27 protein-coding genes and 1 pseudogene are annotated in these 26,289 nt (G+C 55.9%); 14 read left to right on the top strand and 14 right to left on the bottom strand.

The annotated features are described in order from the left end of the window. Positions 1 to 5: 5 nt before the first annotated feature. The 6 genes from cyoB (at position 6) to AAHB66_RS04980 (ending at position 5,977) form a co-directional block, all read left to right on the top strand. Complete coding sequence (gene cyoB, locus AAHB66_RS05005; protein ID WP_347115399.1) at positions 6 to 1,997, top strand: cytochrome o ubiquinol oxidase subunit I; 1,992 nt, start codon at positions 6 to 8, stop codon at positions 1,995 to 1,997. Further along, positions 1,987 to 2,601 carry a cytochrome o ubiquinol oxidase subunit III gene (locus AAHB66_RS05000; RefSeq protein ID WP_337016325.1) on the top strand — a complete coding sequence of 205 codons (615 nt, stop codon included), beginning with the start codon at positions 1,987 to 1,989 and terminating at the stop codon, positions 2,599 to 2,601. The genes cyoB and AAHB66_RS05000 overlap by 11 nt, the downstream gene beginning before the upstream one ends. Then, positions 2,601 to 2,927 (top strand): cytochrome o ubiquinol oxidase subunit IV, encoded by a 327-nt coding sequence (locus AAHB66_RS04995; RefSeq protein ID WP_032616827.1) that lies wholly within the window; start codon positions 2,601 to 2,603, stop codon positions 2,925 to 2,927. The genes AAHB66_RS05000 and AAHB66_RS04995 overlap by 1 nt, the downstream gene beginning before the upstream one ends. 11 nt (positions 2,928 to 2,938) lie before the next feature. Continuing rightward, positions 2,939 to 3,826 (top strand): heme o synthase, encoded by an 888-nt coding sequence (cyoE, locus tag AAHB66_RS04990; protein WP_333851040.1) that lies wholly within the window; start codon positions 2,939 to 2,941, stop codon positions 3,824 to 3,826. Between the two features lie 241 nt (positions 3,827 to 4,067). Beyond that, positions 4,068 to 4,400: a hypothetical protein gene (locus tag AAHB66_RS04985; protein WP_347115398.1), complete on the top strand. Its 333-nt coding sequence runs from the start codon at positions 4,068 to 4,070 to the stop codon at positions 4,398 to 4,400. Between the two features lie 215 nt (positions 4,401 to 4,615). Further along, positions 4,616 to 5,977, top strand: a complete 1,362-nt coding sequence (locus AAHB66_RS04980; RefSeq protein ID WP_347115397.1) for an MFS transporter — start codon at positions 4,616 to 4,618, stop codon at positions 5,975 to 5,977. Positions 5,978 to 6,006: 29 nt separating this feature from the next. Here the strand turns inward: AAHB66_RS04980 and AAHB66_RS04975 are convergent, their stop codons facing one another. After that, entirely contained in the window at positions 6,007 to 6,498 is a 492-nt protein-coding gene (locus AAHB66_RS04975) for a YajQ family cyclic di-GMP-binding protein (protein ID WP_106992136.1), read from the bottom strand. A 129-nt stretch (positions 6,499 to 6,627) separates the two neighbouring features. Between AAHB66_RS04975 and panE the strand changes: the two genes are divergently transcribed. Beyond that, positions 6,628 to 7,539 carry a 2-dehydropantoate 2-reductase gene (gene panE / locus AAHB66_RS04970; protein WP_347115396.1) on the top strand — a complete coding sequence of 304 codons (912 nt, stop codon included), beginning with the start codon at positions 6,628 to 6,630 and terminating at the stop codon, positions 7,537 to 7,539. Beyond that, positions 7,502 to 8,095: a protein deglycase YajL gene (yajL, locus tag AAHB66_RS04965; RefSeq protein ID WP_333851051.1), complete on the top strand. Its 594-nt coding sequence runs from the start codon at positions 7,502 to 7,504 to the stop codon at positions 8,093 to 8,095. The genes panE and yajL overlap by 38 nt, the downstream gene beginning before the upstream one ends. An 83-nt stretch (positions 8,096 to 8,178) precedes the next feature. Here the strand turns inward: yajL and thiI are convergent, their stop codons facing one another. After that, the gene (gene thiI / locus AAHB66_RS04960; protein WP_347115395.1) at positions 8,179 to 9,627 is read right to left on the bottom strand and encodes a tRNA uracil 4-sulfurtransferase ThiI; all 1,449 of its coding nucleotides are present in this window, start codon (positions 9,625 to 9,627) and stop codon (positions 8,179 to 8,181) included. Positions 9,628 to 9,819: 192 nt separating this feature from the next. Here thiI and xseB point away from each other — a divergent pair, with 192 nt between their 5' ends. From xseB to AAHB66_RS04940, 4 genes are all read left to right on the top strand, one after another. Further along, complete coding sequence (xseB, locus tag AAHB66_RS04955) at positions 9,820 to 10,062, top strand: exodeoxyribonuclease VII small subunit (RefSeq protein WP_103824033.1); 243 nt, start codon at positions 9,820 to 9,822, stop codon at positions 10,060 to 10,062. After that, positions 10,063 to 10,962: a (2E,6E)-farnesyl diphosphate synthase gene (gene ispA / locus AAHB66_RS04950; protein WP_142488423.1), complete on the top strand. Its 900-nt coding sequence runs from the start codon at positions 10,063 to 10,065 to the stop codon at positions 10,960 to 10,962. Positions 10,963 to 10,986: 24 nt separating this feature from the next. Then, on the top strand, positions 10,987 to 12,849 hold the full coding sequence (dxs, locus tag AAHB66_RS04945; RefSeq protein ID WP_347115394.1) for a 1-deoxy-D-xylulose-5-phosphate synthase: 1,863 nt from the start codon (positions 10,987 to 10,989) through the stop codon (positions 12,847 to 12,849). A 65-nt stretch (positions 12,850 to 12,914) separates the two neighbouring features. Next, positions 12,915 to 13,889, top strand: a complete 975-nt coding sequence (locus AAHB66_RS04940) for an aldo/keto reductase (RefSeq protein WP_347115393.1) — start codon at positions 12,915 to 12,917, stop codon at positions 13,887 to 13,889. 83 nt (positions 13,890 to 13,972) lie between these two features. On the opposite strand, the gene thiL is transcribed toward AAHB66_RS04940, so the two are convergent. The 5 genes from thiL to nrdR all read right to left on the bottom strand — a co-directional run bounded on the left by thiL (position 13,973) and on the right by nrdR (position 17,585). Continuing rightward, a complete protein-coding gene (gene thiL, locus AAHB66_RS04935) occupies positions 13,973 to 14,944 on the bottom strand; it encodes a thiamine-phosphate kinase (RefSeq protein ID WP_347115392.1) in 972 nt (323 codons plus the stop codon). Between the two features lie 78 nt (positions 14,945 to 15,022). Then, positions 15,023 to 15,442, bottom strand: a complete 420-nt coding sequence (gene nusB / locus AAHB66_RS04930; protein ID WP_032616814.1) for a transcription antitermination factor NusB — start codon at positions 15,440 to 15,442, stop codon at positions 15,023 to 15,025. A gap of 21 nt (positions 15,443 to 15,463) precedes the next feature. Continuing rightward, on the bottom strand, positions 15,464 to 15,934 hold the full coding sequence (gene ribE, locus AAHB66_RS04925) for a 6,7-dimethyl-8-ribityllumazine synthase (protein WP_039032362.1): 471 nt from the start codon (positions 15,932 to 15,934) through the stop codon (positions 15,464 to 15,466). 90 nt (positions 15,935 to 16,024) lie between these two features. Further along, positions 16,025 to 17,131, bottom strand: coding sequence for a bifunctional diaminohydroxyphosphoribosylaminopyrimidine deaminase/5-amino-6-(5-phosphoribosylamino)uracil reductase RibD (gene ribD, locus AAHB66_RS04920; RefSeq protein ID WP_347115391.1), 1,107 nt, complete (start codon positions 17,129 to 17,131; stop codon positions 16,025 to 16,027). Positions 17,132 to 17,135: 4 nt separating this feature from the next. Next, entirely contained in the window at positions 17,136 to 17,585 is a 450-nt protein-coding gene (nrdR, locus tag AAHB66_RS04915; protein ID WP_032616812.1) for a transcriptional regulator NrdR, read from the bottom strand. Between the two features lie 153 nt (positions 17,586 to 17,738). On the opposite strand from nrdR, the pseudogene AAHB66_RS04910 reads away from it, so the two are divergent. Beyond that, positions 17,739 to 18,279, top strand: a pseudogene (locus AAHB66_RS04910) (DUF3251 domain-containing protein). Between the two features lie 264 nt (positions 18,280 to 18,543). Further along, complete coding sequence (locus AAHB66_RS04905) at positions 18,544 to 19,428, top strand: nucleoside-specific channel-forming protein Tsx (RefSeq protein ID WP_039032359.1); 885 nt, start codon at positions 18,544 to 18,546, stop codon at positions 19,426 to 19,428. A 130-nt stretch (positions 19,429 to 19,558) separates the two neighbouring features. On the opposite strand, the gene AAHB66_RS04900 is transcribed toward AAHB66_RS04905, so the two are convergent. From AAHB66_RS04900 to queA, 7 genes are all read right to left on the bottom strand, one after another. Further along, complete coding sequence (locus AAHB66_RS04900) at positions 19,559 to 20,239, bottom strand: YafY family protein (protein ID WP_347115390.1); 681 nt, start codon at positions 20,237 to 20,239, stop codon at positions 19,559 to 19,561. A gap of 25 nt (positions 20,240 to 20,264) precedes the next feature. Further along, positions 20,265 to 20,630, bottom strand: a complete 366-nt coding sequence (locus AAHB66_RS04895; protein WP_347115389.1) for a VOC family protein — start codon at positions 20,628 to 20,630, stop codon at positions 20,265 to 20,267. A 140-nt stretch (positions 20,631 to 20,770) separates the two neighbouring features. Continuing rightward, on the bottom strand, positions 20,771 to 21,742 hold the full coding sequence (gene secF, locus AAHB66_RS04890; RefSeq protein ID WP_142488414.1) for a protein translocase subunit SecF: 972 nt from the start codon (positions 21,740 to 21,742) through the stop codon (positions 20,771 to 20,773). A gap of 10 nt (positions 21,743 to 21,752) precedes the next feature. Then, positions 21,753 to 23,600 (bottom strand): protein translocase subunit SecD, encoded by a 1,848-nt coding sequence (gene secD / locus AAHB66_RS04885; protein ID WP_337016342.1) that lies wholly within the window; start codon positions 23,598 to 23,600, stop codon positions 21,753 to 21,755. Positions 23,601 to 23,625: 25 nt separating this feature from the next. Continuing rightward, positions 23,626 to 23,958 carry a preprotein translocase subunit YajC gene (yajC, locus tag AAHB66_RS04880; protein ID WP_032616800.1) on the bottom strand — a complete coding sequence of 111 codons (333 nt, stop codon included), beginning with the start codon at positions 23,956 to 23,958 and terminating at the stop codon, positions 23,626 to 23,628. A 22-nt stretch (positions 23,959 to 23,980) separates the two neighbouring features. Continuing rightward, complete coding sequence (gene tgt, locus AAHB66_RS04875; protein WP_106992120.1) at positions 23,981 to 25,108, bottom strand: tRNA guanosine(34) transglycosylase Tgt; 1,128 nt, start codon at positions 25,106 to 25,108, stop codon at positions 23,981 to 23,983. 55 nt (positions 25,109 to 25,163) lie between these two features. Further along, positions 25,164 to 26,234, bottom strand: coding sequence for a tRNA preQ1(34) S-adenosylmethionine ribosyltransferase-isomerase QueA (gene queA / locus AAHB66_RS04870; protein ID WP_312078842.1), 1,071 nt, complete (start codon positions 26,232 to 26,234; stop codon positions 25,164 to 25,166). Between the last annotated feature and the right edge of the window lie 55 nt (positions 26,235 to 26,289).

Here is a 26,289-nt window from a genome sequence, read left to right as displayed (position 1 = left end):
AGAAAATGTTCGGAAAATTAACACTGGATGCAGTGCCGTACCATGAGCCGATTATCATGGTTACGATTGCTGCCATTGTCATTGGTGGCGCAGCCTTAGTTGGCTTGATCACTTACTTCGGTAAGTGGAGCTACCTGTGGAATGAGTGGCTGACTTCGGTTGACCACAAAAAACTCGGTATCATGTACTGCATCGTCGGTATCGTCATGTTAATTCGTGGCTTTGCCGATGCAATCATGATGCGTAGCCAGCAGGCGCTTGCCTCCGCTGGCGAAGCAGGCTTCCTGCCACCGCACCACTACGATCAGATCTTTACCGCCCACGGCGTTATCATGATCTTCTTCGTGGCGATGCCGCTGGTTATTGGTCTGATGAACGTGGTTGTGCCGCTGCAAATCGGCGCGCGCGACGTTGCGTTCCCGTTCCTGAACAACCTGAGCTTCTGGTTCACGGTTGTCGGTGTGATTCTGGTTAACCTGTCTCTGGGCGTCGGTGAGTTCGCGCAGACCGGTTGGCTGGCCTATCCGCCGCTTTCGGGGATTGAATACAGTCCTGGCGTAGGTGTTGATTACTGGATTTGGGCGCTACAGCTCTCCGGTGTCGGTACTACCCTGACCGGTATTAACTTCTTCGTGACCATTATCAAGATGCGTGCCCCTGGCATGACCATGTTCAAGATGCCGGTATTTACCTGGGCATCTCTGTGCGCCAACATCCTGATTATCGCGTCATTCCCAATCCTGACTGTCACCGTCGCGCTGCTGACCCTGGATCGCTATCTGGGCACCCATTTCTTCACCAATGATATGGGCGGCAACATGATGATGTACATCAACCTGATTTGGGCATGGGGTCACCCTGAAGTGTACATCCTGGTTCTGCCGGTCTTCGGTGTGTTCTCCGAAATCGCAGCGACCTTCTCGCGTAAACGTCTGTTTGGTTACACCTCGCTGGTGTGGGCAACCGTGTGTATTACCGTTCTGTCGTTCATCGTTTGGCTGCACCACTTCTTCACCATGGGTGCGGGCGCGAACGTAAACGCCTTCTTCGGTATCACCACCATGATTATCGCGATCCCAACCGGGGTTAAGATCTTCAACTGGCTGTTCACCATGTACCAGGGCCGTATCGTGTTCCACTCAGCAATGCTGTGGACCATCGGCTTCATCGTCACCTTCTCCGTAGGTGGGATGACCGGCGTACTGCTGGCCGTGCCGGGTGCTGACTTCGTTCTGCACAACAGCCTGTTCCTGATTGCGCACTTCCATAACGTCATCATCGGCGGTGTGGTGTTCGGTTGCTTCGCTGGTGTGACTTACTGGTGGCCAAAAGCCTTCGGTTACACGCTGAACGAAAAATGGGGCAAACGCGCGTTCTGGTTCTGGATCATCGGCTTCTTCGTAGCATTTATGCCGCTGTACGTGCTGGGCTTCATGGGTATGACCCGTCGTCTGAGCCAGCAGATCGATCCACAGTTCCACCCAATGCTGATGGTTGCAGCGGGCGGTGCGGTGCTGATTGCCTGTGGTATCGCGTCTCAGCTGATTCAGTTCTACGTCTCTATTCGTGACCGCGACCAGAACCGTGACCTGACCGGTGACCCATGGGGTGGCCGTACGCTGGAGTGGGCAACCTCTTCTCCACCGCCGTTCTATAACTTTGCCGTTGTGCCGCACATTCATGAGCGTGACGCATTCTGGGAAATGAAAGAAAAAGGCGAAGCGTATAAGCAGCCTGCGCATTACGAAGAGATCCACATGCCGAAAAACAGCGGTGCGGGCATTGTGATTGCCGCCTTCGCGACGGTATTTGGTTTCGCGATGATCTGGCACATCTGGTGGCTTGCGATCGTCGGCTTTGCTGGCATCGTTATCAGCTGGATTGTGAAGAGCTTTGATGAGGACGTGGACTACTACGTACCAGTCCGTGAAGTTGAAATTCTGGAAAAACAGCATTTCGACGAGATTGCTAAAGCGGGGCTGAAAAATGGCAACTGATACTTTAACCCACGCGACTGCCCATGCGCATGATCACGGGCACCATGATACAGGGCCGATGAAAGTCTTCGGCTTCTGGATCTACCTGATGAGCGACTGCATCCTGTTCTGCTGTCTGTTCGCGACCTATGCCGTTCTGGTGAACGGCACAGCGGGCGGCCCGACCGGCAAGGACATTTTCGAGCTGCCGTTCGTTCTGGTTGAAACCGCACTGCTGCTGTTCAGCTCCATCACCTACGGCATGGCGGCTATCGCCATGTACAAGAACAACAAGAGCCAGGTCGTCTCCTGGCTGGCGTTGACCTGGCTGTTTGGTGCTGGATTTATCGGGATGGAAATCTATGAATTCCACCACCTGATCATGGAAGGTTTCGGTCCGGATCGCAGTGGCTTCCTGTCAGCGTTCTTCGCGCTGGTCGGTACCCACGGTCTGCACGTGACTTCCGGTCTGATCTGGATGGCGGTACTGATGTTCCAGGTATCCCGTCGCGGCCTGACCAGCACTAACCGCACCCGTATTATGTGCCTGAGCCTGTTCTGGCACTTCCTGGATGTGGTCTGGATCTGTGTGTTCTCTGTAGTGTATCTGATGGGGGCGATGTAATGAGTCATTCAAACGATCATGGCGCTTCCCACGGTAGCGTAAAAACCTACATGACAGGTTTCATCCTGTCGATCATCCTGACGGTGATCCCGTTCTGGATGGTGATGAGCGGTACTGCTTCTCACGCGGCAATCCTGGGCACTGTCCTGGTTACCGCGGTAGTGCAGATTCTGGTGCATCTGGTTTGCTTCCTGCACATGAACACCAAATCTGATGAAGGCTGGAACATGACGGCATTCATCTTTACCGTGATTATCATCGCAATCCTGGTAGTCGGCTCCATCTGGATCATGTGGAACCTCAACTACAACATGATGGTTCACTAAGAGCGGCGAGTATGTTTAAGCAATACCTGCAAGTCACAAAACCTGGCATCATCTTTGGCAACCTGATCTCGGTGATCGGAGGGTTCCTGCTGGCCTCTAAGGGCAGCATCGATTACACCCTCTTTATCTACACGCTGGTTGGGGTGTCACTGGTTGTCGCGTCCGGTTGTGTATTTAACAACTACATCGACATGGATATCGACAGGAAGATGGAAAGGACCAAAAATCGGGTGCTGGTAAAAGGCCTGATGTCCCCTGCCGTCTCGCTGGTGTACGCCACCTTGCTGGGTATTGCTGGCTTTATGCTGCTGTGGTTCGGCGCCAACCCTCTGGCCTGCTGGCTGGGGGTGATGGGTTTCGTGGTGTATGTGGGCGTCTACAGCCTGTATATGAAACGTCACTCCGTCTACGGTACGCTGATTGGTTCACTCTCCGGCGCTGCGCCGCCGGTGATTGGCTACTGCGCGGTTACCAACGAGTTCGACAGCGGTGCGCTGATCCTGCTGGCTATCTTTAGCCTGTGGCAGATGCCGCACTCCTACGCCATTGCGATTTTCCGCTTTAAGGATTATCAGGCAGCGAACATTCCGGTACTGCCGGTGGTGAAAGGCATTTCCGTTGCCAAGAACCATATCACGCTCTACATCATTGCCTTTGCGGTTGCTACGCTAATGCTCTCTCTGGGCGGTTACGCCGGGTACAAATATCTGGTGGTTGCTGCGGCGGTAAGCGTCTGGTGGCTCGGTATGGCACTGCGAGGTTATAAAGTGGAAGACGACAAAGTCTGGGCACGCAAACTGTTTGTGTTCTCTATTGTCGCTATCACTTCCCTGTCGGTGATGATGTCCGTCGACTTTATGGTGCCGGATTCACATAATCTGCTGACCTACGTCTGGTAAGTTCGCCAGACGGCGTCACTCAACAGCCCGCTACCTTAATGGTCGCGGGCTGTTTTTTTATGTCATATCAAAAATTAATTATTACCGCACGACAGATCACCCTCAAATATTAATTAAGTTAAAAAAAAGAGCATATAAATCCTTTCGCTACTTTTTGCCTGTCTGATTGTTATTCCCTGGTGGTACTCTTCCGCCGTGAGTTTTTTGCTCACGCCCTTTTTCATTTAATAAGGAAATAAAAGTGAAAGAATTATCACTGAATGAAATGCACTACATCTCCGGCGGCTTTAATCTGTTCGGCGCCGCAACCGGCTTCACCAGCTTTGTGTATAACTCCGCGGTTGGCTTCGGTTCCTTCGTTGCCACCTCTGGCACCGCCTTTGCTGACTTCGTGGTTGACAGCGCCATTGCGTTTGGCTCGTTCGTGGTGGGTGCCTCTAACTGGCAAACCTTTGTCAATACCGGTTCAAATAACTGGAATGGTTTTGTCGAAACGGCAGGAAATAGCTGGTCATCTTTCGTGAACAATGCTGCCGGTGACTGGAATAACTTCCTGGTCAAAGCTAACGCGTAAAATACGTACCGCTACAGGAACAGGTTATTCACCCTGTTCCTGGTTCATTATTAATTATCTCACCTCGAAGCACGATTATCCCCTCCCCTTTCGTCACTCCTTTCTCTGCTTAATAGCACAGATCATTCATGTAATTTATATTTGTTCACCATCGCTCTGTTTACCGGAACGCCCACTCGCACTACACTGAACGCGCTTTTTAGACAGAGGTGGTAATGAACGATTATAAAATGACGCCAGGCGAGCTACGCGCCACCTGGGGTTTGGGCACAGTTTTTTCGTTGCGTATGCTCGGCATGTTTATGGTCCTGCCTGTTCTGACCACATACGGCATGGCGTTACAGGGAGCAAGCGAGGCGTTAATTGGCCTTGCCATCGGTATTTATGGCCTGGCGCAGGCGGTCTTTCAGATCCCCTTTGGCCTGCTCTCCGATCGCGTCGGCCGCAAGCCGCTGATCGTCGGCGGGCTGCTGGTGTTTGTCGCCGGTAGCGTGGTCGCCGCCCTCTCCCACTCCATTTGGGGCATCATTCTCGGCCGTGCGCTGCAGGGCTCCGGGGCCATCGCCGCTGCCGTGATGGCGCTGCTGTCCGATCTGACCCGCGAACAGAACCGCACCAAAGCGATGGCCTTTATTGGCGTCAGCTTCGGCGTGACCTTTGCTATCGCGATGGTGCTGGGCCCCATCATCACCCATGCGCTCGGGCTACATGCCCTGTTCTGGATGATCGCCGTGCTGGCGACCCTCGGCATCGCGCTGACCATTTGGGTCGTTCCCGACAGCAAAAACCATGTCCTGAACCGCGAATCGGGGATGGTCAAAGGCTGCTTCAGCAAGGTGCTGGTCGAGCCGCGTCTGCTGAAGCTCAACTTCGGCATCATGTGCCTGCATATCCTGTTGATGTCCACCTTTGTCGCCCTGCCCGGCCAGCTGGCCGCTGCCGGTTTTCCGGCGGCTGAGCACTGGAAAATCTACCTGGTCACCATGCTTATCTCTTTTGTGTCCGTGGTGCCGTTTATTATTTATGCCGAAGTAAAGCGCCGGATGAAGCGCGTCTTCCTGGCCTGCGTCGCCCTGCTGTTGATCGCCGAAATCGTGCTCTGGGGTTCCGGCCCGCACTTCTGGGAGCTGGTCGCAGGCGTGCAGCTGTTCTTCCTCGCCTTTAACCTGATGGAAGCCCTGCTGCCGTCGTTAATCAGTAAAGAATCTCCGGCCGGCTATAAAGGAACGGCGATGGGGATCTACTCCACCAGCCAGTTTATCGGTGTGGCAATCGGCGGGTCTCTGGGAGGCTGGGTCGATGGCATGTTTGATTCACAAACCGTCTTCCTGGCGGGTGCGCTGCTGGCAACGGTCTGGCTGCTGGTAGCCAGCACCATGAAAGAACCGCGTTATGTCAGCAGCCTGCGGGTGGAAATTCCGCAGGAAGTTGAAGTGAGCGAAGCATTAAAACAGCGACTTGAAGCTAAAGAGGGTGTCAGCGAGGTATTACTGGTGCCGGAAGAGCGCAGTCTGTATGTCAAAATCGACAGCAAAGTGACTAACCGCTTTGAAGTTGAGCAGGCGCTTAAAGCCTGAAAAAAAGCCCGGCATCGCCGGGCTTTTTCTTAATCGCGGAAGTTCTTGAACTGGAACGGCTGGCCCAGATCGCCGCCGCGCACCAGTGCCATCACACCCTGCAGATCGTCGCGGGATTTGCCGGTGACACGAATCTCTTCGCCCTGAATCTGTGCCTGCACCTTCAGCTTGCTGTCTTTGATGAGCTTGACGATTTTCTTCTGCATCGCGCTCTCAATGCCCTGCTTCAGTTTGGCTTCAACAAACCAGGTTTTGCCGCTGTGAACGAAAGTCTCCGGCACGTCGAGGGAGGTCCCTTCGATGCCGCGCTTCAGCAGCTTGGCGCGCAGAATGTCCAGCAGCTGGGTGACCTGAAAATCGGACTCGCTGAGGATCTTAATGGTCTTATTTGCGTCGTTCAGCTCAAAACTGGCCTCAACGCCACGAAAATCGAAACGTGACTCAACTTCACGGCTGGCGTTGTCCACGCCGTTACGTACTTCCTGGATATCAACTTCAGAAACAATATCGAAAGATGGCATCTTTTCTTCTCCCTTCACTTTTGTTGCGTTGCATAATACCCGCTACGGGGCATAACTCAACAGAAGCTTAGTTGTCGACGCTATACTACATGTTGTAACACCTGGCGCAGTTGCAGGTGAGGAGGAACGATGAAAATTACCGTGCTCGGATGCGGGGCACTGGGACAACTTTGGCTCGCCGCACTTCGCAAACAGGGACATGAAGTCCAGGGCTGGCTGCGCGTGCCGCAACCCTATTGCAGTGTAAACCTGATTGAAGAAGACGGGAGTATCTTTAACGAATCGCTTATCGCTAACGATCCTGATTTCCTGGCGCAAAGCGATCTGCTGTTGGTCACCCTGAAAGCCTGGCAGGTTTCCGATGCCGTGCGGGCGCTGGCGTCCACCCTCCCCTCTTCGTCACCGATTATGTTGCTGCACAACGGAATGGGCACCATTGAGGAGCTCAAAAGCGTTCCCCAGCCGTTGCTGATGGCCATTACTACCCATGCGGCTCGCCGTGACGGCAACGTGATTGTTCATGTTGCCAGCGGGATGACCCACATCGGCCCGGCCAGAGCGCAGGAGGGGGATTACAGTTATCTGGCAGATCGTTTCCAGCAGGTGCTGCCGGATGTCGCCTGGCACGATAACATTCGCCCGCAGATGTGGCGCAAGCTGGCGGTAAACTGCGTGATCAATCCGCTGACTGCCCTGCTGGATTGCCCGAACGGTGAGCTTAAAAATCATCCGCAGACGGTCGCAACGCTGTGTGCTGAGGTCGCTGCCGTGGTGGAGCGCGAGGGTATTCACTCCTCGGTGGACGATATTCGTTATTACGTTGAAGAGGTCATTGAAAGCACCGCCCAGAATATCTCTTCGATGCTGCAGGATATCCGCGGGCTACGCCATACCGAAATTGACTACATTACCGGTTACCTGCTAAAACGCGCCCGCGCGCACGGTATCAGCGTGCCGGAAAATGTCCGGCTGTATGAACAGGTTAAACGTAAGGAGAGTGAGTATGAGCGCGTCGGCACTGGTATGCCTCGCCCCTGGTAGCGAAGAGACCGAAGCGGTCACTACTATCGATCTGCTGGTTCGCGCCGGGATTAACGTCACGACAGCAAGCGTCGCCAGCGACGGTAATCTGATTATCACCTGCTCGCGCGGGGTGAAGATCGTGGCCGATGCCCCGCTGGTGGAGGTTGCCGACGGTGATTACGACGTCATCGTCCTGCCGGGTGGTATTAAGGGTGCGGAGTGCTTCCGCGACAGCCCGCTACTGGTCGAGACGGTCAGGCAGTTCCACCATTCCGGACGCATCGTCGCTGCCATCTGCGCGGCCGCGGCCACGGTGCTGGTTCCACATAATATCTTCCCGATTGGCAATATGACCGGTTTCCCGACGCTGAAGGATAAAATTCCCGAAGAGCAGTGGGTGGACAAGCGTATGGTCTGGGATCCGCGCGTCAACCTGTTAACCAGCCAGGGGCCGGGCACGTCGATCGATTTTGCGTTGAAGATTATCGAGCTGCTGGTCGGGCGGGCAAAAGCCTATGAAGTGGCCTCATCGCTGGTGATGGCGGCGGGGATTTATAACTATTACGAAGCGTAAGTATTGCCCGGCGGCGCTGCGCTTGCCGGGCCTACTCGATCTATGTAGGCCGGGTAAGACGAAGTCGCCACCCGGCATCGAAACTATGGTCGATACACCTTCACATTGGTAAAGCCCTGCTCGCGCAGATAGAGCGCCTGCAGACGGCTCATCACCCCGCGCTCGCACCACAGCAGATAGGTTTTGCTCTTATCCAGATCGCCAAACTTAGTGCTCAGCTTGTAGAACGGCAGCGAGGCCACTTCCACACCCTCCGGCTCAAACGGCTTCGCATCCTGTTCATCCACAGAGCGGATATCCAGCAGCACGTCGTCAGGACCGAAACCGTTCACGGTCTCCACTTCGACCACATCCTGCTCGGTCTGCTGGGCGATCTCGCGGATATCAATGTTAGAGGCTTCAGCCACCACTTTCTCAAGGATGCTGAAATCGAAGTTCTCTTCTTCCGCTTCAATCTTCGACTTCACCGCTTTCACGGTCGGGCTCTTGGAAATCACGCCGCAGTATTCCGGCATGGTGCGGGCGAAGTCTTCCGTACCGATTTCACGCGCCAGATCGATGATGTGCTCTTTATCGTGGGAGATCAGCGGACGCAGGATCAGCGTATCAGAGACGTTGTCGATAAGACGCAGGTTGGTCAGGGTCTGGCTGGAGACCTGGCCCAGCGCTTCGCCGGTCACCAGCGCCTGCACGCCGTAACGCTCAGCCACTTTCGAAGCCGCACGCACCATCATGCGCTTGAGAATTACGCCCATCTGGCCGTCGTCGACTTTCTCGAGGATCTCGCCAACTACCGGCTCAAAGTTGATCGCCACAAAACGCACGCGGTGGGAGCTGCCGAAGCGGTTCCACAGATAGTGAGCCACCTGACGCACGCCAATTTCGTGCGCCGCGCCGCCGAGGTTAAAGAAGCAGTAGTGTACGCGGCAGCCGCGACGCATCAGCATATAGCTGGAGACGCCGGAGTCGAAACCGCCGGAGATCAGTGACAGCACATCTTCCTGGGTGCCGATCGGGAAGCCGCCGATACCTTCATAACGGCCTTTCACCAGCAGCAGACGGTCGTTTTCAATTTCCAGGTTAACGGTCACTTCCGGGTTGGTCAGACGCACGCGCGCAGACTCAACGTGCTGATTCAGCCCGCCGCCAACGTAGCGTTCAACTTCAATGGAGCTAAACTCATGTTTACCGCGACGCTTGGCGCGCACGCAGAAGGTTTTGCCTTCGATCTGGTCGCGATACTGCGCCAGCGCTTTTTCGAAGATGTCGTGCAGGGACGTGAAAGGTACATCTTCCACTTCCAGAATATGGTGGATACCCGGAATACGGGTTAAGGCATCACGAATGTCCAGGCGCTTGTTTTCATCTTTAGCGCGGACTTCAACGTGATCCCAGTGACGCACGACGGCCAGCGTCTCGTCGTAGTGCTTCAGAACGTTACGAATGTTCCCGGTTAAAATTTTAATAAAGCGCAAACGCACAGATTGGCTTTTGATGGTGATTTCCGGGAACAATTTAATGATAAACTTCATGGCGGCAATGTTTCTTAGGCAAGCGATAAGGCTTGTAATGGAAAAGTACAGCAGCCCACATTTCCAGGGCTGCATCCAGGCGCGGAAGTATACCACCATCCCGTGGGTCCTGTGCACATTGCGCGTTATTTGATAATTACCCTGAGTCCGATACCATATCAGGGATAAAAAACTGAGAGTCAGACATTCACTATGCCGAAGAAAAACGATGCACCCGCCAGTTTCGAAACTGCGCTGAGTGAACTGGAGCAAATCGTTACCCGTCTGGAAAGCGGCGACCTGCCGTTAGAAGAGGCGCTTAATGAATTCGAACGCGGCGTGCAGCTTGCGCGCCAGGGCCAGGTTAAGCTGCAACAGGCGGAACAACGCGTGCAGATCCTGCTCTCCGATAACGAAAACGCTGCCACGACCCCCTTCACCCCGGATGCCGAGTAGATGGATTTTTCGAACCAGCTTCAGGCGTGCGTCGGGCGCGCTGACGACGCCTTGCGCCGTTTTATCGCTCCGCAGCCTTTTCAGAACACTCCACTGGTTGAGGCCATGCATTATGGCGCACTGTTAGGCGGCAAACGCCTGCGTCCTTTTCTGGTGTATGCCACCGGTGGGATGTTCGGCATCAGCGCCGATACGCTGGATGCGCCAGCGGCCGCGGTCGAGTGTATTCATGCCTACTCGCTGATCCATGACGATCTGCCGGCGATGGACGATGACGATCTGCGTCGCGGCCAGCCGACCTGCCACATTAAGTTTGGCGAAGCGAACGCCATTCTGGCAGGCGATGCCCTGCAAACCCTGGCGTTCTCGATTCTGAGCGATGCCCCAATGGTGGAAGTCGCGGATCGCGATCGTCTGGCGATGGTTTCCGAACTGGCGATGGCCAGCGGCGTGGCCGGCATGTGTGGCGGTCAGGCGCTGGATCTTGAGGCGGAAGGTCGTCAGGTTAATCTGGAACAGCTGGAGCGTATTCATCGCCACAAGACCGGGGCATTGATTCGCGCCGCCGTGCGTCTGGGCGCGCTGAGCGCGGGTGAGCAGGGTCGCAAAGCCCTGCCCGTTCTGGATCGCTACGCAGAAAGTATCGGTTTAGCCTTCCAGGTTCAGGATGACATTCTGGATGTCGTGGGCGATACTGCAACATTGGGTAAACGTCAGGGTGCCGATCAGCAGCTTGGCAAAAGTACCTATCCCGCCCTTCTGGGTCTTGAGCAAGCCCAACAAAAAGCCCGGGACCTGATTGCGGATGCCCGCCAGTCGCTTGAACAACTGGCCGCGCAGTCACTGGATACCTCGGCACTGGAAGCGCTAGCGGACTATATAATCCAGCGTGATAAATAACGAAAACACCACGATGAGTCTCTGATGAGTTTTGATATTGCCAAATACCCGACACTGGCGTTGGTTGACTCCACCCAGGAGTTACGTCTGTTGCCGAAAGAGAGCCTGCCGAAGCTGTGCGACGAGCTTCGTCGCTATCTGCTCGACAGCGTAAGCCGCTCCAGCGGCCATTTCGCCTCCGGGCTTGGCACGGTGGAGCTCACCGTGGCGCTGCATTATGTCTATAACACGCCTTTCGATCAGCTGATCTGGGACGTGGGTCATCAGGCTTATCCGCACAAAATTCTCACCGGCCGTCGCGATAAAATTGACACCATTCGCCAGAAAGGTGGCCTGCATCCGTTCCCGTGGCGCGGCGAGAGCGAGTACGACGTCCTGAGCGTCGGCCACTCCTCTACCTCCATTTCTGCCGGGATCGGTATTGCCGTTGCCGCCGAAAAAGAGAACAAACAGCGCCGCACCGTCTGCGTGATTGGCGATGGGGCGATCACCGCCGGGATGGCCTTTGAGGCGATGAACCACGCGGGTGATATCAAGCCCGACATGCTGGTGGTCCTCAATGACAATGAAATGTCGATTTCCGAAAACGTCGGGGCGCTGAACAACCACCTGGCGAATCTGCTTTCGGGCAAGCTCTACTCCAGCCTGCGCGAAGGCGGCAAAAAAGTCTTCTCCGGCGTACCGCCGATTAAAGAGCTGCTGCGTCGCACTGAAGAACATATCAAAGGCATGGTGGTGCCCGGCACGCTGTTTGAAGAGCTGGGCTTTAACTACATCGGCCCGGTTGACGGGCACGACGTGCTGGGGCTGGTCTCGACGCTGAAAAACATGCGCGACCTGAAAGGCCCGCAGTTCCTGCACATCATGACCAAAAAAGGCCGGGGCTACGAACCGGCGGAAAAAGATCCCATCACCTTCCACGCGGTGCCTAAATTCGACCCGACCAGCGGCTGCCTGCCAAAAAGCAGCGGCGGGATGCCGAGCTACTCAAAAATCTTCGGTGACTGGCTGTGCGAAACTGCCGCCAAAGACAGCAAGCTGATGGCCGTGACCCCGGCGATGCGCGAAGGCTCCGGTATGGTCGAGTTTTCCCGCAAATACCCGACGCAATATTTTGATGTTGCTATTGCCGAGCAGCATGCGGTGACCTTCGCCGCGGGCCTGGCGATTGGTGGTTACAAGCCGGTGGTGGCGATCTACTCCACCTTCCTGCAGCGCGCCTACGATCAGGTGATCCACGACGTCGCCATCCAGAAACTGCCGGTGCTGTTCGCCATCGATCGGGCAGGCATTGTCGGCGCCGACGGCCAGACGCACCAGGGAGCGTTCGATCTCTCCTTCTTGCGCTGTGTCCCGGACATGGTGGTGATGACCCCGAGCGACGAGAACGAGTGTCGTCAGATGCTGTTCACCGGCTACCACTATCAGGATGGCCCCACCGCCGTGCGTTATCCGCGCGGTAATGCCGTGGGCGTCACCCTGGAGCCGCTGGCAAAACTGCCGATTGGCAAAGGCGTCGTCAAACGTCGCGGTGAAAAGCTGGCGATCCTGAACTTCGGTACGCTGATGCCGGAAGCGGCAAAAGTGGCGGAATCCCTTAACGCGACGCTGGTGGATATGCGCTTTGTGAAGCCGCTCGATGAAGCGCTGATTCTGGAGATGGCCTCACGGCACGAGGCGCTGATCACCCTGGAAGAGAATGCCATTATGGGTGGCGCTGGCAGCGGTGTGAACGAAGTGCTGATGGCGAAGCGTAAAGTCGTGCCGGTGCTGAACCTCGGCCTGCCGGACCACTTTATCCCGCAGGGTACCCAGGACGAAGCGCGCGCCGACATTGGCCTGGATGCCGCCGGCATCGAAGCCCGCATCACCGCCTGGCTGGCATAATCCCTCCCCTTTCCGCTCCTGCTATGCTTAACGGTACGTTTTAAGTAATCAGCAGGAGTGGAACCATGCAATACAATACATTAGGAAAAACGGATCTTAAGGTTTCCCGTCTTTGCCTGGGCTGCATGACCTTTGGCGAGCCGGACCGGGGTAAGCACGCCTGGACGCTGCCGGAAGAGAGCAGCCGTCCGATCATCAAACACGCCCTTGAGGGCGGCATTAACTTCTTTGATACCGCCAATAGCTACTCCGACGGCAGCAGCGAAGAGATCGTCGGCCGGGCGCTGCGCGACTTCGCCCGCCGCGACGAGGTGGTGGTTGCCACCAAGGTTTACCATCAGGTAGGCGATCTGGCGGAAGGGCTCTCCAGAGCCCAGATCCTGCGCTCCATTGACGACAGCCTGCGACGCCTGAATATGGATCACGTCGATCTGCTGCAGATCCACCGCTGGGATTACAACACCCCAATTGAAGAGACGCTGGAAGCGCTGAACGACGTCGTCAAAGCCGGGAAAGCGCGCTACATCGGCGCCTCGTCGATGCATGCCGCCCAGTTTGCCGAGGCTCTGGCGCTGCAGGAACAGCACGGCTGGGCGCCGTTTGTCACCATGCAGGATCACTACAATCTTATTTACCGTGAAGAAGAGCGCGAGATGTTGCCCCTGTGCTATCAGCACGGCGTGGCGGTGATCCCGTGGAGCCCGCTGGCGCGCGGGCGCTTAACCCGTCCGTGGGGAGAGACCACAGCCCGCTCGGTATCGGATGAGTTTGGCAAAACGCTGTATGAAGAAACCGAAGCCAATAATGCGCAGATTGCCGAGCGTTTAACGCGGATTGCCGAGGAGCTTGGCGCGACGCGCGCCCAGGTGGCGCTGGCATGGGTGCTGAGCAAGCGGGGCGTTGCCGCACCGATTATCGGCACCTCGCGCGAAGAGCAGCTCGACGAGCTGATCAATGCCGTGGATATCACCCTGACCCCGGAACAGATTGCCGAGCTGGAAACGCCGTACAAGCAGCATCCGGTGGTGGGGTTCAAATAAAAAAAGCCCGGTGGCGCTACGCTTACCGGGCCTACGATCGCATTTGTAGGCCGGGTAAGGCGAAGCCGCCACCCGGCAACACATCACGCGAAGTGATCGTACCCTTTCCAGTCGTGCGTCACCGGCGCGCCGTTCTGCACAAACTGCATCCCTTCGCTTTCCGGCATGATCTGGCCGATACAGGTAAACCCGGCTCCCAGATTGGCTAACGCTACATCCAGCGTGCCGCGGTTCAGCTCGGGAACGGTAAAGCACAGCTCATAATCTTCACCGCCGGAGAGCGCCCAGCGCAGCGCCTGCTCTGGCTCCACGTGCCTGCGCATCGCGTCAGAGAGCGGGAAGAGATCCAGGTCGATCCGCGCACCCACGCCGCTGGCTTTCAGGATATGGCCCAGATCGGAGATCAGGCCATCGGAGAGATCGATAGCTGAACTGGCGCGGTCGCGCAGTGCCTGGCCGTGCAGAATGCGCGGCGTCGGGCGCAAATGGCGTTGTAAAAAGTACGCGGCGTCATCCGCATCCGGCACGGTTAAATGTTTCTGTAAAATAGCCAGCCCAGCTGCGCTGTCACCCGGCGTACCGGTGACGTAAATCCAGTCGCCCGGTTTTGCGCCAGAGCGTTTCAGCGCGCGCCCTACCGGCACATAGCCGTGGATCGCCAGGGTCATCGACAGCGGACCGGCGGTGGTATCGCCGCCGATCAGCTGCATATCATAATAGTTAAGCTGTTCAAACAGCGCGTCGCTAAAGGCCTCAAGCCAGCTTTCATCAACCTTTGGCAATGTCAGGGCCAGCGTTAACCACGCCGGATCGGCGCCCATCGCTGCCAGATCGCTCACGTTCACCGCCAGCGCTTTATACGCCAGGTCGGCAGGATCGATATCCGGCAGGAAATGATGCCTGGACACTAAGGTGTCGGTGCTGATTGCCAGCGTTTGTTTTTCGGGGATATTGAGAAGTGCACAGTCGTCGCCGATGCCGGTTTCCACATCGAGACGCGAGCTTCTGACTCGGTCAAAATAACGGGCAATCAGGGAAAATTCGCCACATGCCATACGTTATGCCTCAGCAAATAAAATAAAAAAACCGGAGCCCGCACCGCCCAAAGGCGATACGAAACTCCGGCTTGCGGATCACTTTTTACGGGGACGGATCGCAGGTGCAGCTTTATCCAGCACGCCATTCACAAATTTGTGACTGTCTTCAGCACCGAAGGTTTTCGCCAGTTCGATCGCTTCGTTGATGGCCACTTTGTAAGGCACATCATCACGTTTAGACAGTTCAAACAGTGCGATACGCAGCACCGCTTTTTCAACCTGGCCCAGCTCTTCGAGCAGGCGGGACAGGTACGGCTTCATCAGGCCGTCGAGATACGCGCTATTAGTCGCCACTCCCGACAGCAGTTCACGGAAGTACACGACGTCAACGTCTTTGACGTCTTGTTCCGCCAGGAACTGGTATTCAACATCAGCGATGTCGTTCTGGGACAACTGCCAGGAGTAAAGTGCCTGAACGGCACATTCACGGGCGCGGCGACGAGCAGCAGGTTTCACGGAATTCCCCTTACAAAAAAATCAGGCCTTGATGGCTTTCAATACATTGATCATTTCAAGCGCGGTCAGTGCAGCTTCTGCACCTTTGTTACCGGCTTTGGTGCCAGCACGTTCGATGGCTTGTTCAATACTTTCAGTGGTGAGTACGCCGAACGCGACAGGGATCTCTGCATCCTGTGCCACGTGCGCCAGACCGTTGCTTGCGCCACCCGCAACATATTCAAAATGCGCGGTGCCGCCACGAATCACAGTACCCAGCGCAATAACCGCATCGTACTTGCCGGTTTTCGCCAGTGCGCCCGCTGCCAGAGGCAGTTCGTAAGCACCCGGAACCCAGACAACGGTAATGTTTTCGTCTTTCACCTGGCCGATACGTTTCAGGGCGTCAATCGCACCATCCAGCAGGCTGTCGTTGATGAAGTTGTTGAAACGCGCAATGGTGATGGCGACGCGAGCGTCCGGGGTAGCAACGGCTGCTTCAATAATGTTCATACTCTTCCTTAACGGGTTCATTTGGTGGCCCCGCAGGGGGGCGGATTTTATCATAATATTTTGCGCACTGCTTCCCTATTTAGGCAAGCCTTACGCGGTGGTCAGGTGGAGACACAGATCCGGCCCAACCGGGCGTATCTCGCTAAAGTTAAACGCGGGCGCATCCGCCAGTTTTTCCAGCCCTGGCAACATGCACAGACCGCGGGCGTCGCTGCCTAACAGTTTAGGTGCCAGATAGACAATCAGCTCATCCACCAGCCCGGCCTGCAACAGTGCCCCGGCCAGGGTTGGGCCGGCTTCGACCCAGATGCTGTTGATCTGCTGCTGTTTACCCAGCAGCATCATCAGCACCACTAAATCCAGATGCCCGTTGTGCTCCGGCACCATAATGCTGCGCACGCCTTCCGGCCAGTTGCGCGCATCTTCCTGCGTGCGGGCAAACCAGGTCTCGCCCGGCTGCTGCACAATGCGGTGCTCAGGGGTGACCCGATTCTGCCGATCAACCACAATCCGCAGCGGCTGGCGTAAATTCTCCTGCGGGTAGAGCGCCTGGGTATCAGCGTTTAGCTCATCCCAGCGCACGGTCAGCGCAGGATCGTCGGCCAGTACGGTAGCATGGCTGGTGAGAATAGCATGGCTTTGCGCCCGCAGACGTTGCACATCACGCCTTGCCTGCGGAGAGGTGATCCACTGGCTTTCGCCGCTGGCCATCGCCGTGCGGCCATCCAGCGAGGCGCCAAGCTTCAGCTGGATATAGGGAAAACCGGTGCGCATCCGCTTGAGGAAGCCTTTATTCAGGCGTTCGGCTTCGCTCATCATCAGGCCGTGGCTGACCTCAATACCCGCCTGCTGCAGGCGATAGAGACCGCGACCGGCCACCTGCGGGTTGGGATCCTGCATGGCTGCGACGACACGAGAGACACCGGCCGCGATAAGGGCATCGCAGCACGGCGGCGTGCGGCCATGATGGCTGCAGGGCTCCAGAGTGACGTAGGCCGTAGCGCCGCGCGCCTTCTCGCCGGCCATGCGCAGGGCATGTACTTCGGCATGCGGCTCACCGGCACGGTAGTGAAAACCTTCTCCGACGATCTCGCCATCTTTAACGATAACGCAGCCGACGTTCGGGTTTGGGTGGGTGGTAAACCGCCCACGTTGCGCCAGCTTCAGCGCTCGCGCCATGTAAATCTCATCCTGCATGTGCTTAATCCTGTAGGCGGGCGATCTCTTCCCCGAACTCTTTGATGTCTTCGAAGCTGCGGTAAACAGAGGCAAAGCGGATATAGGCCACTTTATCGAGCTTTTTAAGCTGCTCCATCACCAGGTTGCCGATCATTTTGCTCGGCACCTCGCGCTCGCCGGTGGCGCGCAGCTGGGTTTTGATGTGGTTAAGCGCCATTTCGACGTCATCTGCGCTGACTGGCCGTTTTTCCAGTGCTTTTAGCATCCCGCTGCGCAGCTTTTCTTCGTTAAAGGGTTCGCGGACGTCGTTGCTTTTCACGACGCGGGGCATCACCAGCTCCGCCACTTCAAAGGTGGTGAAGCGTTCGTTACACACCAGGCACTGACGACGGCGGCGCACGGATGAGCCCTCTCCCACGAGTCGGGAGTCGATTACTTTGGTATCCACGGCGAGACAGAATGGGCAATGCATACGGTGTCCTGGCTATCGGGTTGACTGAACTCCATTTTACCCCGAACTGGGCTGACAACAAAGAAGGAGCGTTTTTGAGATAAAGGATCTATGCGCGGGGCAGCTCCGTTGACTACCCTTAGCAGAATCCGTTATTTCAGGGAAATAATTGCCATGACAAGACGTTACCTTCATGTTCTGCTGCTGGGAAGCCTTTTTAGCCTCAGCGCCTGCGCACAGCAAAGCGAAGTGCACCAGATGAAGCAGAGCATCAGTTCACTGAACACCACCATGAACAAGCTCAACCAGGAAACGGTCAAAATCACCCAGCAGAATGCGCTGAACGCCAAATCAACCAGCGGCGTCTATCTTCTGACCGGATCCAACACCCCTGCCCGGCTAAACAGCCAGATTGGTACGCTGAAGATGTCGCTGGTCAACGTCGCGCCTAATGCCGACGGCACCCGCGCCACGCTGCGTATTCAGGGGGGAATCAAACGATCCGCTGCCGGCCTTTAGCGCCACCGTGGAGTGGGGCCAGATCCAGGGCACCACCGACAGCTTCCAGGAGCTGAACGTCCAGACCCAGCTAATTAACGCCCCGGCCAGCGTCCTCGCACCCAGCGATGTCGACATTCCGCTTCAGCTCAACGGCCTGACGCCCGATCGGCTCGGTTTTATCCGTATCCACGATATTCAGCCCGTCGCGCAATAATCCCCCCCTGCGGAACGTGTTACACGTTCCGCCCTCTTCTGAGCTTTCAAACATTGGCAACAGAAATGTTTGCCATTACAATCCGCTCCGTTAAAAATACGCAAACGTGAACGCAATCGATTACGTATGTGAGAGAACTGTGAAACAACACATATTTTTGTGAGCAAGGATTCCTATAATAGGCTCCCAGAAACACGAAATATTTAGAAACGCAATTCGCGCCTTTTTCACTCCCGTAAGGGATTTCAAATCAGTGGCATTATTATGAAAAAAACATTACTGGCAGCCGGTGCAGCGCTGGCACTCTCCTCTACTTTCGCTGTGCAGGCAGCCGAAAACGATAAACCAGAATACGTTTCCGACTGGTGGCACCAGAGCGTCAACGTCGTCGGCAGCTACCACACCCGTTTTGGACCACAGATCCGCAACGATACCTACCTGGAATACGAAGCGTTCGCCAAGAAAGACTGGTTTGATTTCTATGGTTACATGGATGCGCCGGTCTTCTTCGGTGGTAACACTGACGCGAAGGGTATCTGGAACCACGGTTCCCCACTGTTCATGGAGATCGAACCGCGCTTCTCCATCGACAAGCTGACCGGCACCAGCCTGGCGTTTGGTCCGTTCAAAGAGTGGTACTTCGCAAACAACTACATCTACGACATGGGCCGCAATAAGTCCGGTCGCCAGAGCACCTGGTACATGGGTCTGGGTACTGACATCGACACCGGTCTGCCGATGAGCCTGTCCATGAACGTGTATGCGAAATACCAGTGGCAGAACTACGGTGCAGCGAACGAAAACGAGTGGGATGGCTACCGTTTCAAAGTGAAATACTTTGTGCCAATCACTCAGCTGTGGGGCGGCAACCTGAGCTACATCGGCTTCACCAACTTTGACTGGGGTTCAGACCTGGGCGACAACGACTTCCGTGACCTGAACGGTAAGAAAGCGCGTACCAACGACTCTATCGCCTCCAGCCACATCCTGGCGCTGAACTACGATCACTGGCACTACTCTGTTGTGGCCCGTTACTGGCACAACGGTGGTCAGTGGAACGACGACGCCAGCCTGAACTTCGGCGACGGCGACTTCAGCGTCCGTTCTACCGGCTGGGGTGGTTACCTGGTTGTAGGTTATAACTTCTAATACGCTGTGCCTGTATCGCCGGGTGGCGGCTACGCCTTACCCGGCCTACAAAACCCGATAACGGCACAAACCGTAGGCCGGGTAAGCGAAGCGCCACCCGGCATAAAAGCCAGCTAAAAAGCTGGCTTTTTTATTGCTTCACCTTCCTCAAAAAATCCGCCAGTGACCTGTCCGCGCTTTCGCTAAAGCGTCTGTCCGTCAGGGTGATATTCAGACACCTGTCGAGCCGGAAACAGCGATAGTCATCGCGCCTTTCGCACCATGCCGCCAGCAGCCAGTGCTCGCCCCAGAAGAACAACCCCAGCGGCTGCACGTCGCGGGAACTCAGCTGCCCGCTCTCATCACGATAGTGCAGCCCCAGCACCCGCTGAGCGGAGATCGCCTGATGGATCACATCGAAGCCGCTGCGGGAGTGGGGTTGCATGGCGATATCCGGCGCGTAAATCCGGATCTGCTCGGCCTTGCGACGGCTCTCCTCCGGCAGGATCGCCAGCACTTTTTCCTGCGCCGACTCCAGCTCACGCGACAGCGACTCCCCGCCCCAGGTTTTGAGCAGGCGGATCGCCACCATCAGCGCCTCGGATTCCTTATTGGTCAGCATCAACGGCGGCAGGTCAAAGCCCGACATCAGCCGATAGCCACTTCCTGCCTCCCCTTCCACCGGCACGCCAGACAGGGACAGATCGCGGATATCGCGATACACCGTGCGCTCAGAAACGCCGAGCCTCTCCGCCAGATGCGCAGCGGTGGTCAGCCGCCTGCCACGCAGGATCTGCACAATCTGAAACAAACGGTCGGCGCGTCGGGTCATCGGTTCTTCGCTTTACAGGTGGATATCAGGCGGGTTGATGAAGTCCAACCCGGTTGCCTTCGCTGTCGCTAAACAGTGCAATAGTGCCAATACCATGCGGCAGCTCCAGCGGGCCAAAAACGCACGCGCCGCCGGCTGACGCCACGCGATCCAGGGTTGCCGCCAGGTTGTCAGTATGCAGGTAAATAATAGCGCCCTGCGACGAGGGTGTAATGCCGTCAAATTTTGCCAGCGCGCCGCCGGTGGCCGGATCCTCATGCGGTAAAACGGCCAGCTCAGCGCAGTCCATTTTCTCGCGTCGCAGCGCCACCTGCATCACCGGCTCGTAAAATTTGATGGCACGATCCATATCCGCGACCGCAATTTCAAACCAGTTAATCACACTTTTCATACATCCTCCTGCCTGTTGTTTGGGTTCAGAAGGAGTCTACGACAGGCCTCCTGACAGCATACTGTCAGGAGTGTTTGTCAGGAGCAGACAAAAAAAATCCCGGCCATAAGACCGGGATTTCGTGGACGATAAACGTCGTATTACGGCAGAATGGACGGCTGATCCGCCCCTTCTTTTTCTACTTTCTGCTGGAGCAGGTGCTCGCGCTTCATGCCCAGCTTCAACGCCAGCGCGGACGCGACGTAGATGGACGAGGCTGTACCGATGGAAACACCGATCAGCATGGTCAGCGAGAAGCCTTCCAGAATCGGGCCGCCGAAGAGATACAGCATCAGGATCACCATCAGGGTGGTCCCGGAGGTGATCAAGGTACGGTGCAGCGTCTGGGTCAACGACACGTTAAAGATCTCGTACGGCGTACCGCGACGGATCTTACGGAAGTTTTCACGGATACGGTCCGATACCACGATACTGTCGTTCAGCGAGTAACCGATAACCGACATCAACGAGGCCACAATGGTCAGGTCGATCTCGATATGGAACAGCGACAGAACGCCCATGGTGATCACCACGTCGTGCGCCAGGGCGATAACCACCCCGGCAGCCAGACGCCACTCGAAGCGGAAACCGACATAGGCCAGGATACAGAGCAGCGCCACCAGCAGTGCCATCGCACCGGTCTGGGCCAGATCTGCACCCACACTCGGGCCAACGAATTCGATACGTTTTACCGTCGCATTCTGGCTGGTCGTTTCGTTAATGACGGTCACGACCTTGCTGCCCAGCTCCTGGCTGCCGTTGGCATCTTTCACCGGCGGCATGCGCACCATGATGTCGCGGCTGCTGCCGAAGTTCTGCAGCAGCGGCTCTTCAAAGCCCGCCTTCTCAAGCGACTGACGCATCTGGTCCATATCGACCGGTTTTTCCAGGGTGATCTCAATGACCGTACCACCGGTAAAATCGAGACCCCAGTTAAAGCCCTTCACGCCGATAATGGCGATGGACAGGATCAGCAGAAAACCTGATATGCCAAAGGCCCAGTAGTCCCAGCGCATAAAGTCCCAGACTTTACGGCCGTAGTTCAATTGTTCAACAGTATATTCCTGTGCCACAACGCACTCCTCAGATAGACAGCTTTTTAACGCGCTTGCCGCCGTACAGCAGGTTCACGATGGCACGGGTGCCGACGATAGCGGTAAACATTGACGTTGCCACACCAATACCGGTGGTGATAGCAAAGCCCTTGATCGCGCCGGTACCCACTGCATACAGGATAATAACCTTAATCAGTGTTGTTACGTTCGCATCAAAGATGGAGCTGAAAGCACCACGGTAACCTTCGTCAATCGCCTGTTGGACAGAGCGACCGTTGCTCAGTTCTTCTTTGATACGTTCGTTGATCAGTACGTTGGCGTCGACCGCCACCGCAAGGGTCAGAACGATACCCGCAATGCCTGGCATGGTGAGCGTCGCCCCCGGCAGCAGGGACATAATGCCCACAATCAGCACCAGGTTAGCGATCAGCGCACTGGTCGCAATCAGGCCGAACTTCTTATAGAAGAAGATCATAAAGATGATGGAGATAATCAGACCTGCCAGGCAGGCTTCCAGACCCTGAGTGATGTTCTGCATACCCAGTGTTGGACCGATAGTGCGCTCTTCAACAATCTGAATCGGCGCAATCAGCGCACCGGCACGCAGCAGCAGCGAGAGCTGACGTGCTTCGTTCGGGTTGTTGATACCGGTGATACGGAAACTGTTACCCAGGCGAGACTGGATGTTGGCGATGTTAATCACCTCTTCCTCTTTCACCAGGATGGAGCGACCGTTAGCATCTTTTTTACCGCTGTCTTTGTACTCCACGAACAGGGTCGCCATCGGTTTACCGATGTTGTCCTTGGTGAAGTTTGACATGATGTTACCACCCGCGCTATCCAGCGAGATGTTAACCTGCGGCTGGTTGTATTCGTCCTGGCTGGAGGTCGAGTCGGTGATGTGGTCACCGGTCAGGATCACCCGCTTGTACATGACAACCGGCTGGCCTTCACGGGTCTGCTTCACTTCAGAGTCGCCCGGAACGCGGCCAGAAGTGACGGCGGACTGATCGACGCTGGTGTTTACCAGACGGAATTCCAGGGTCGCGGTCGCGCCCAGAATCTCTTTCGCACGGGCGGTATCCTGGATACCCGGCAGCTCAACCACGATACGGTCAGCACCCTGACGCTGTACCAGCGGTTCGGCAACGCCAAGCTGGTTTACACGGTTACGCAGGATGTTGATGTTCTGCTGAACCGCGTATTCACGCGCTTCTTTCAGACGCGCATCGGTCATCACCGCGCGCAGCTGGTTGCTGCCCTGAGAGGAGAGCACCAGGTCACGGTGACGCTGGGTCAGATAATCCATCGCCTGATCGCGGGCGCTGCTGTCGCGGAACGCGATGCTCATCCCGTAATTCTCTTCCTTACGCACGGTGGTGTAAGGAATGCCTTTGTCGCGCAGATCGCTACGCAGGCTGTCGATGTTTTGTTCCTGGAGTTTGCCCAGCGCGGTTTCCATATCCACTTCCATCAGGAAGTGCACGCCGCCACGCAGGTCGAGACCGAGTTTCATCGGCTCCGCGTTGATAGAAGCTAACCAACGCGGCGTTGCAGGAGCAAGGTTCAACGCCACGACATATTTATCACCCATCACGCCCATCAGCGCTTCACGAGCGCGGAGCTGCGTGTCGGTGGAGTCGAAGCGAGCAAGAATAGCGCCCTCTTCCAGTGCCACAGACTTAGCGGTAATTTTTTCTTCTTGTAAAGTTTTCTGGACCTGGATCAGCGTTTGCTCACTGGCGGCGACGCCGCGCGCGCCAGTGATTTGAACAGCCGGATCCTCACCATACAGGTTGGGAAGCGCATACAGCAGGCCGACGACAATAACGACGACCAGCATGACGTACTTCCACAAAGGATAACGGTTTAACACGGCAGTTCCCTTTGGGAAAAGTTAATTACAGCGCTTTCATGGTGCCTTTCGGCAGAACGGCAGCGACGAAGTCACGTTTGATCACTACTTCAGTGGTATCGTTCAGCGCGATAACGATGTAGCCGTTATCGGCAACTTTGCTCACACGACCTACCAGACCACCGTTAGTCAGCACTTCATCGCCTTTCGCGATGGAGTCCATCAGCTTTTTGTGCTCTTTGGTGCGCTTCTGCTGTGGACGCAGGATCATGAAATAGAAGATCAGACCGAACACCACCAGCATCAGAATCAGAGACATCGGGCTGCCCTGCGCCGGTGCACCTGTTGCCGCTACCGCATCAGAAATAAAAAAGCTCATTAAAATTCCCTCATTAAATAAATTAATCAACGTTCAAAGGTGGGACATCCCGACCCTGTCGTTGGTAAAAATCGGTCACGAAGCTCTCTAATTTACCCTCTTCGATAGCCTTGCGTAAACCAGCCATTAAGCGCTGGTAATAGCGAAGGTTATGAATCGTGTTGAGACGCGCGCCCAGTATTTCATTACAACGATCAAGATGATGCAAATAGGCACGAGAATAATTGCGACAGGTATAGCAATCGCACTCGGCATCGAGCGTGCTGGTATCGCTTTTATGCTTCGCATTACGGATTTTTACCACGCCGTCGGTCACGAACAGGTGACCATTACGGGCGTTGCGGGTCGGCATAACGCAGTCGAACATATCAATGCCGCGACGTACGCCTTCAACCAGATCTTCTGGCTTACCGACGCCCATCAGGTATCGAGGCTTATCTGTTGGAATTTGCGGGCAAACATGCTCCAGAATACGGTGCATATCTTCCTTCGGTTCCCCCACAGCCAGACCGCCGACAGCGTAGCCATCAAAACCTATCTCTACCAGACCTTTAACAGAGATATCGCGTAAATCTTCGTAAACGCTTCCCTGAATAATGCCGAACAGCGCATTTTTGTTACCGAGGCCATCAAAGCGGTCGCGGCTGCGCTTCGCCCAACGTAGAGACATCTCCATTGAGCGCTTGGCGTAGTCCCAGTCTGCCGGGTATGGCGTACATTCGTCGAAGATCATTACGATATCGGAACCGAGATCGTACTGAATCTCCATCGATTTTTCCGGATCGAGGAAGATCGGGTCGCCGTTGATAGGGTTACGGAAATGAACGCCTTTTTCGGTGATCTTACGGATGTCACCGAGGCTGAAGACCTGGAATCCGCCGGAGTCGGTCAGGATTGGGCCTTTCCACTGCATAAAATCATGCAGATCGCCGTGCAGCTTCATCACTTCCTGGCCCGGGCGCAGCCACAGGTGGAAGGTGTTGCCGAGGATAATTTGCGCGCCCGTGGCTTCGACTTCTTCCGGCGTCATCCCTTTTACGGTGCCGTAGGTGCCCACAGGCATGAAGGCTGGCGTTTCGACTACGCCACGATCGAACACCAGACGGCCACGGCGAGCGCGGCCATCGGTGGTATCAAGTTCAAATTTCATTTTTATTCCTTTGTGCCAGAAAAACAGTCCAACACATTATTCTGGTGCCGCGGCGTTATTCCCCGACACGTTCATTCAAAGCCTGCGGATTGTACGTGATAAACATCGCGTCCCCGTAGCTAAAAAACCGATATTTTTGTTCTACCGCAGCCTTGTAGGCATTCATGGTGTTTTGATAACCCGCAAATGCCGACACCAGCATGATTAAGGTCGACTCCGGCAGGTGGAAGTTGGTCACCAGCGCATCAATCACTTTGTACTGGTAGCCCGGGTAGATAAAGATCTGCGTATCGCCAAAGAAAGGTTCGATCAGATCGTTTTTGGCGGCCTGAGCGGCACTTTCCAGCGAGCGAACCGAGGTGGTACCAACGGCAATCACGCGGCTGCCACGGCCTTTCGCCGCCAGAACCGCATCCACAACCTCCTGCGGCACTTCGGCGTATTCGGAGTGCATAATATGATCTTCAATGCTGTCCACACGCACCGGCTGGAAGGTACCCGCGCCGACGTGCAGAGTCACAAAGGCCATCTCAATGCCTTTTGCGCGCAGTTTTTCCAGCAAAGGCTCATCAAAGTGCAGACCCGCCGTCGGCGCAGCTACCGCGCCAGGCTTCTGGCTGTAGACGGTCTGATACAGCTCGCGATCAGCCTCTTCATCCGGACGCTCAATATACGGCGGCAGCGGCATATGGCCGATGGTGTTCAGAATATCCAGCACCGTGCGCTCGTCATTAAACTCGACTTCAAACAGCGCGTCGTGGCGCGCCACCATGGTGGCGTTGATGCTCTCGTCATCGCCCAGCAGCAGCTCCGCGCCCGGCTTTGGCGCCTTGGAGGCGCGAATATGTGCCAGAATACGTTTATCATCGAGCATTCTTTCGACCAGCACTTCGATCTTGCCGCCGCTGGCTTTACGGCCGAACAGACGGGCCGGGATCACGCGGGTGTTGTTGAACACCAGCAGATCACCCGGGTTGAGCTTGTCGAGTAAATCGGTGAACGTACCGTGCGTCAGCGCACCCGTCGGCCCATCCAGCGACAATAAGCGACAGCTACTGCGCTCAGGCATAGGATAGTGGGCAATCAGGGACTCGGGTAATTCAAAGGAGAAATCGGCGACGCGCATGGCATATACTCGTGACTTAAAAACAGGCGGCTTAGTCTAGTGCTCACACCTCTTT

The sequence above is a fragment of the Leclercia sp. S52 genome (assembly GCF_039727615.1).
Classification (GTDB): domain Bacteria; phylum Pseudomonadota; class Gammaproteobacteria; order Enterobacterales; family Enterobacteriaceae; genus Enterobacter; species Enterobacter adecarboxylatus_B.
Note: the sequence above shows the minus strand (reverse complement) of the source record. Positions and strands in the feature narration are given on the sequence as shown.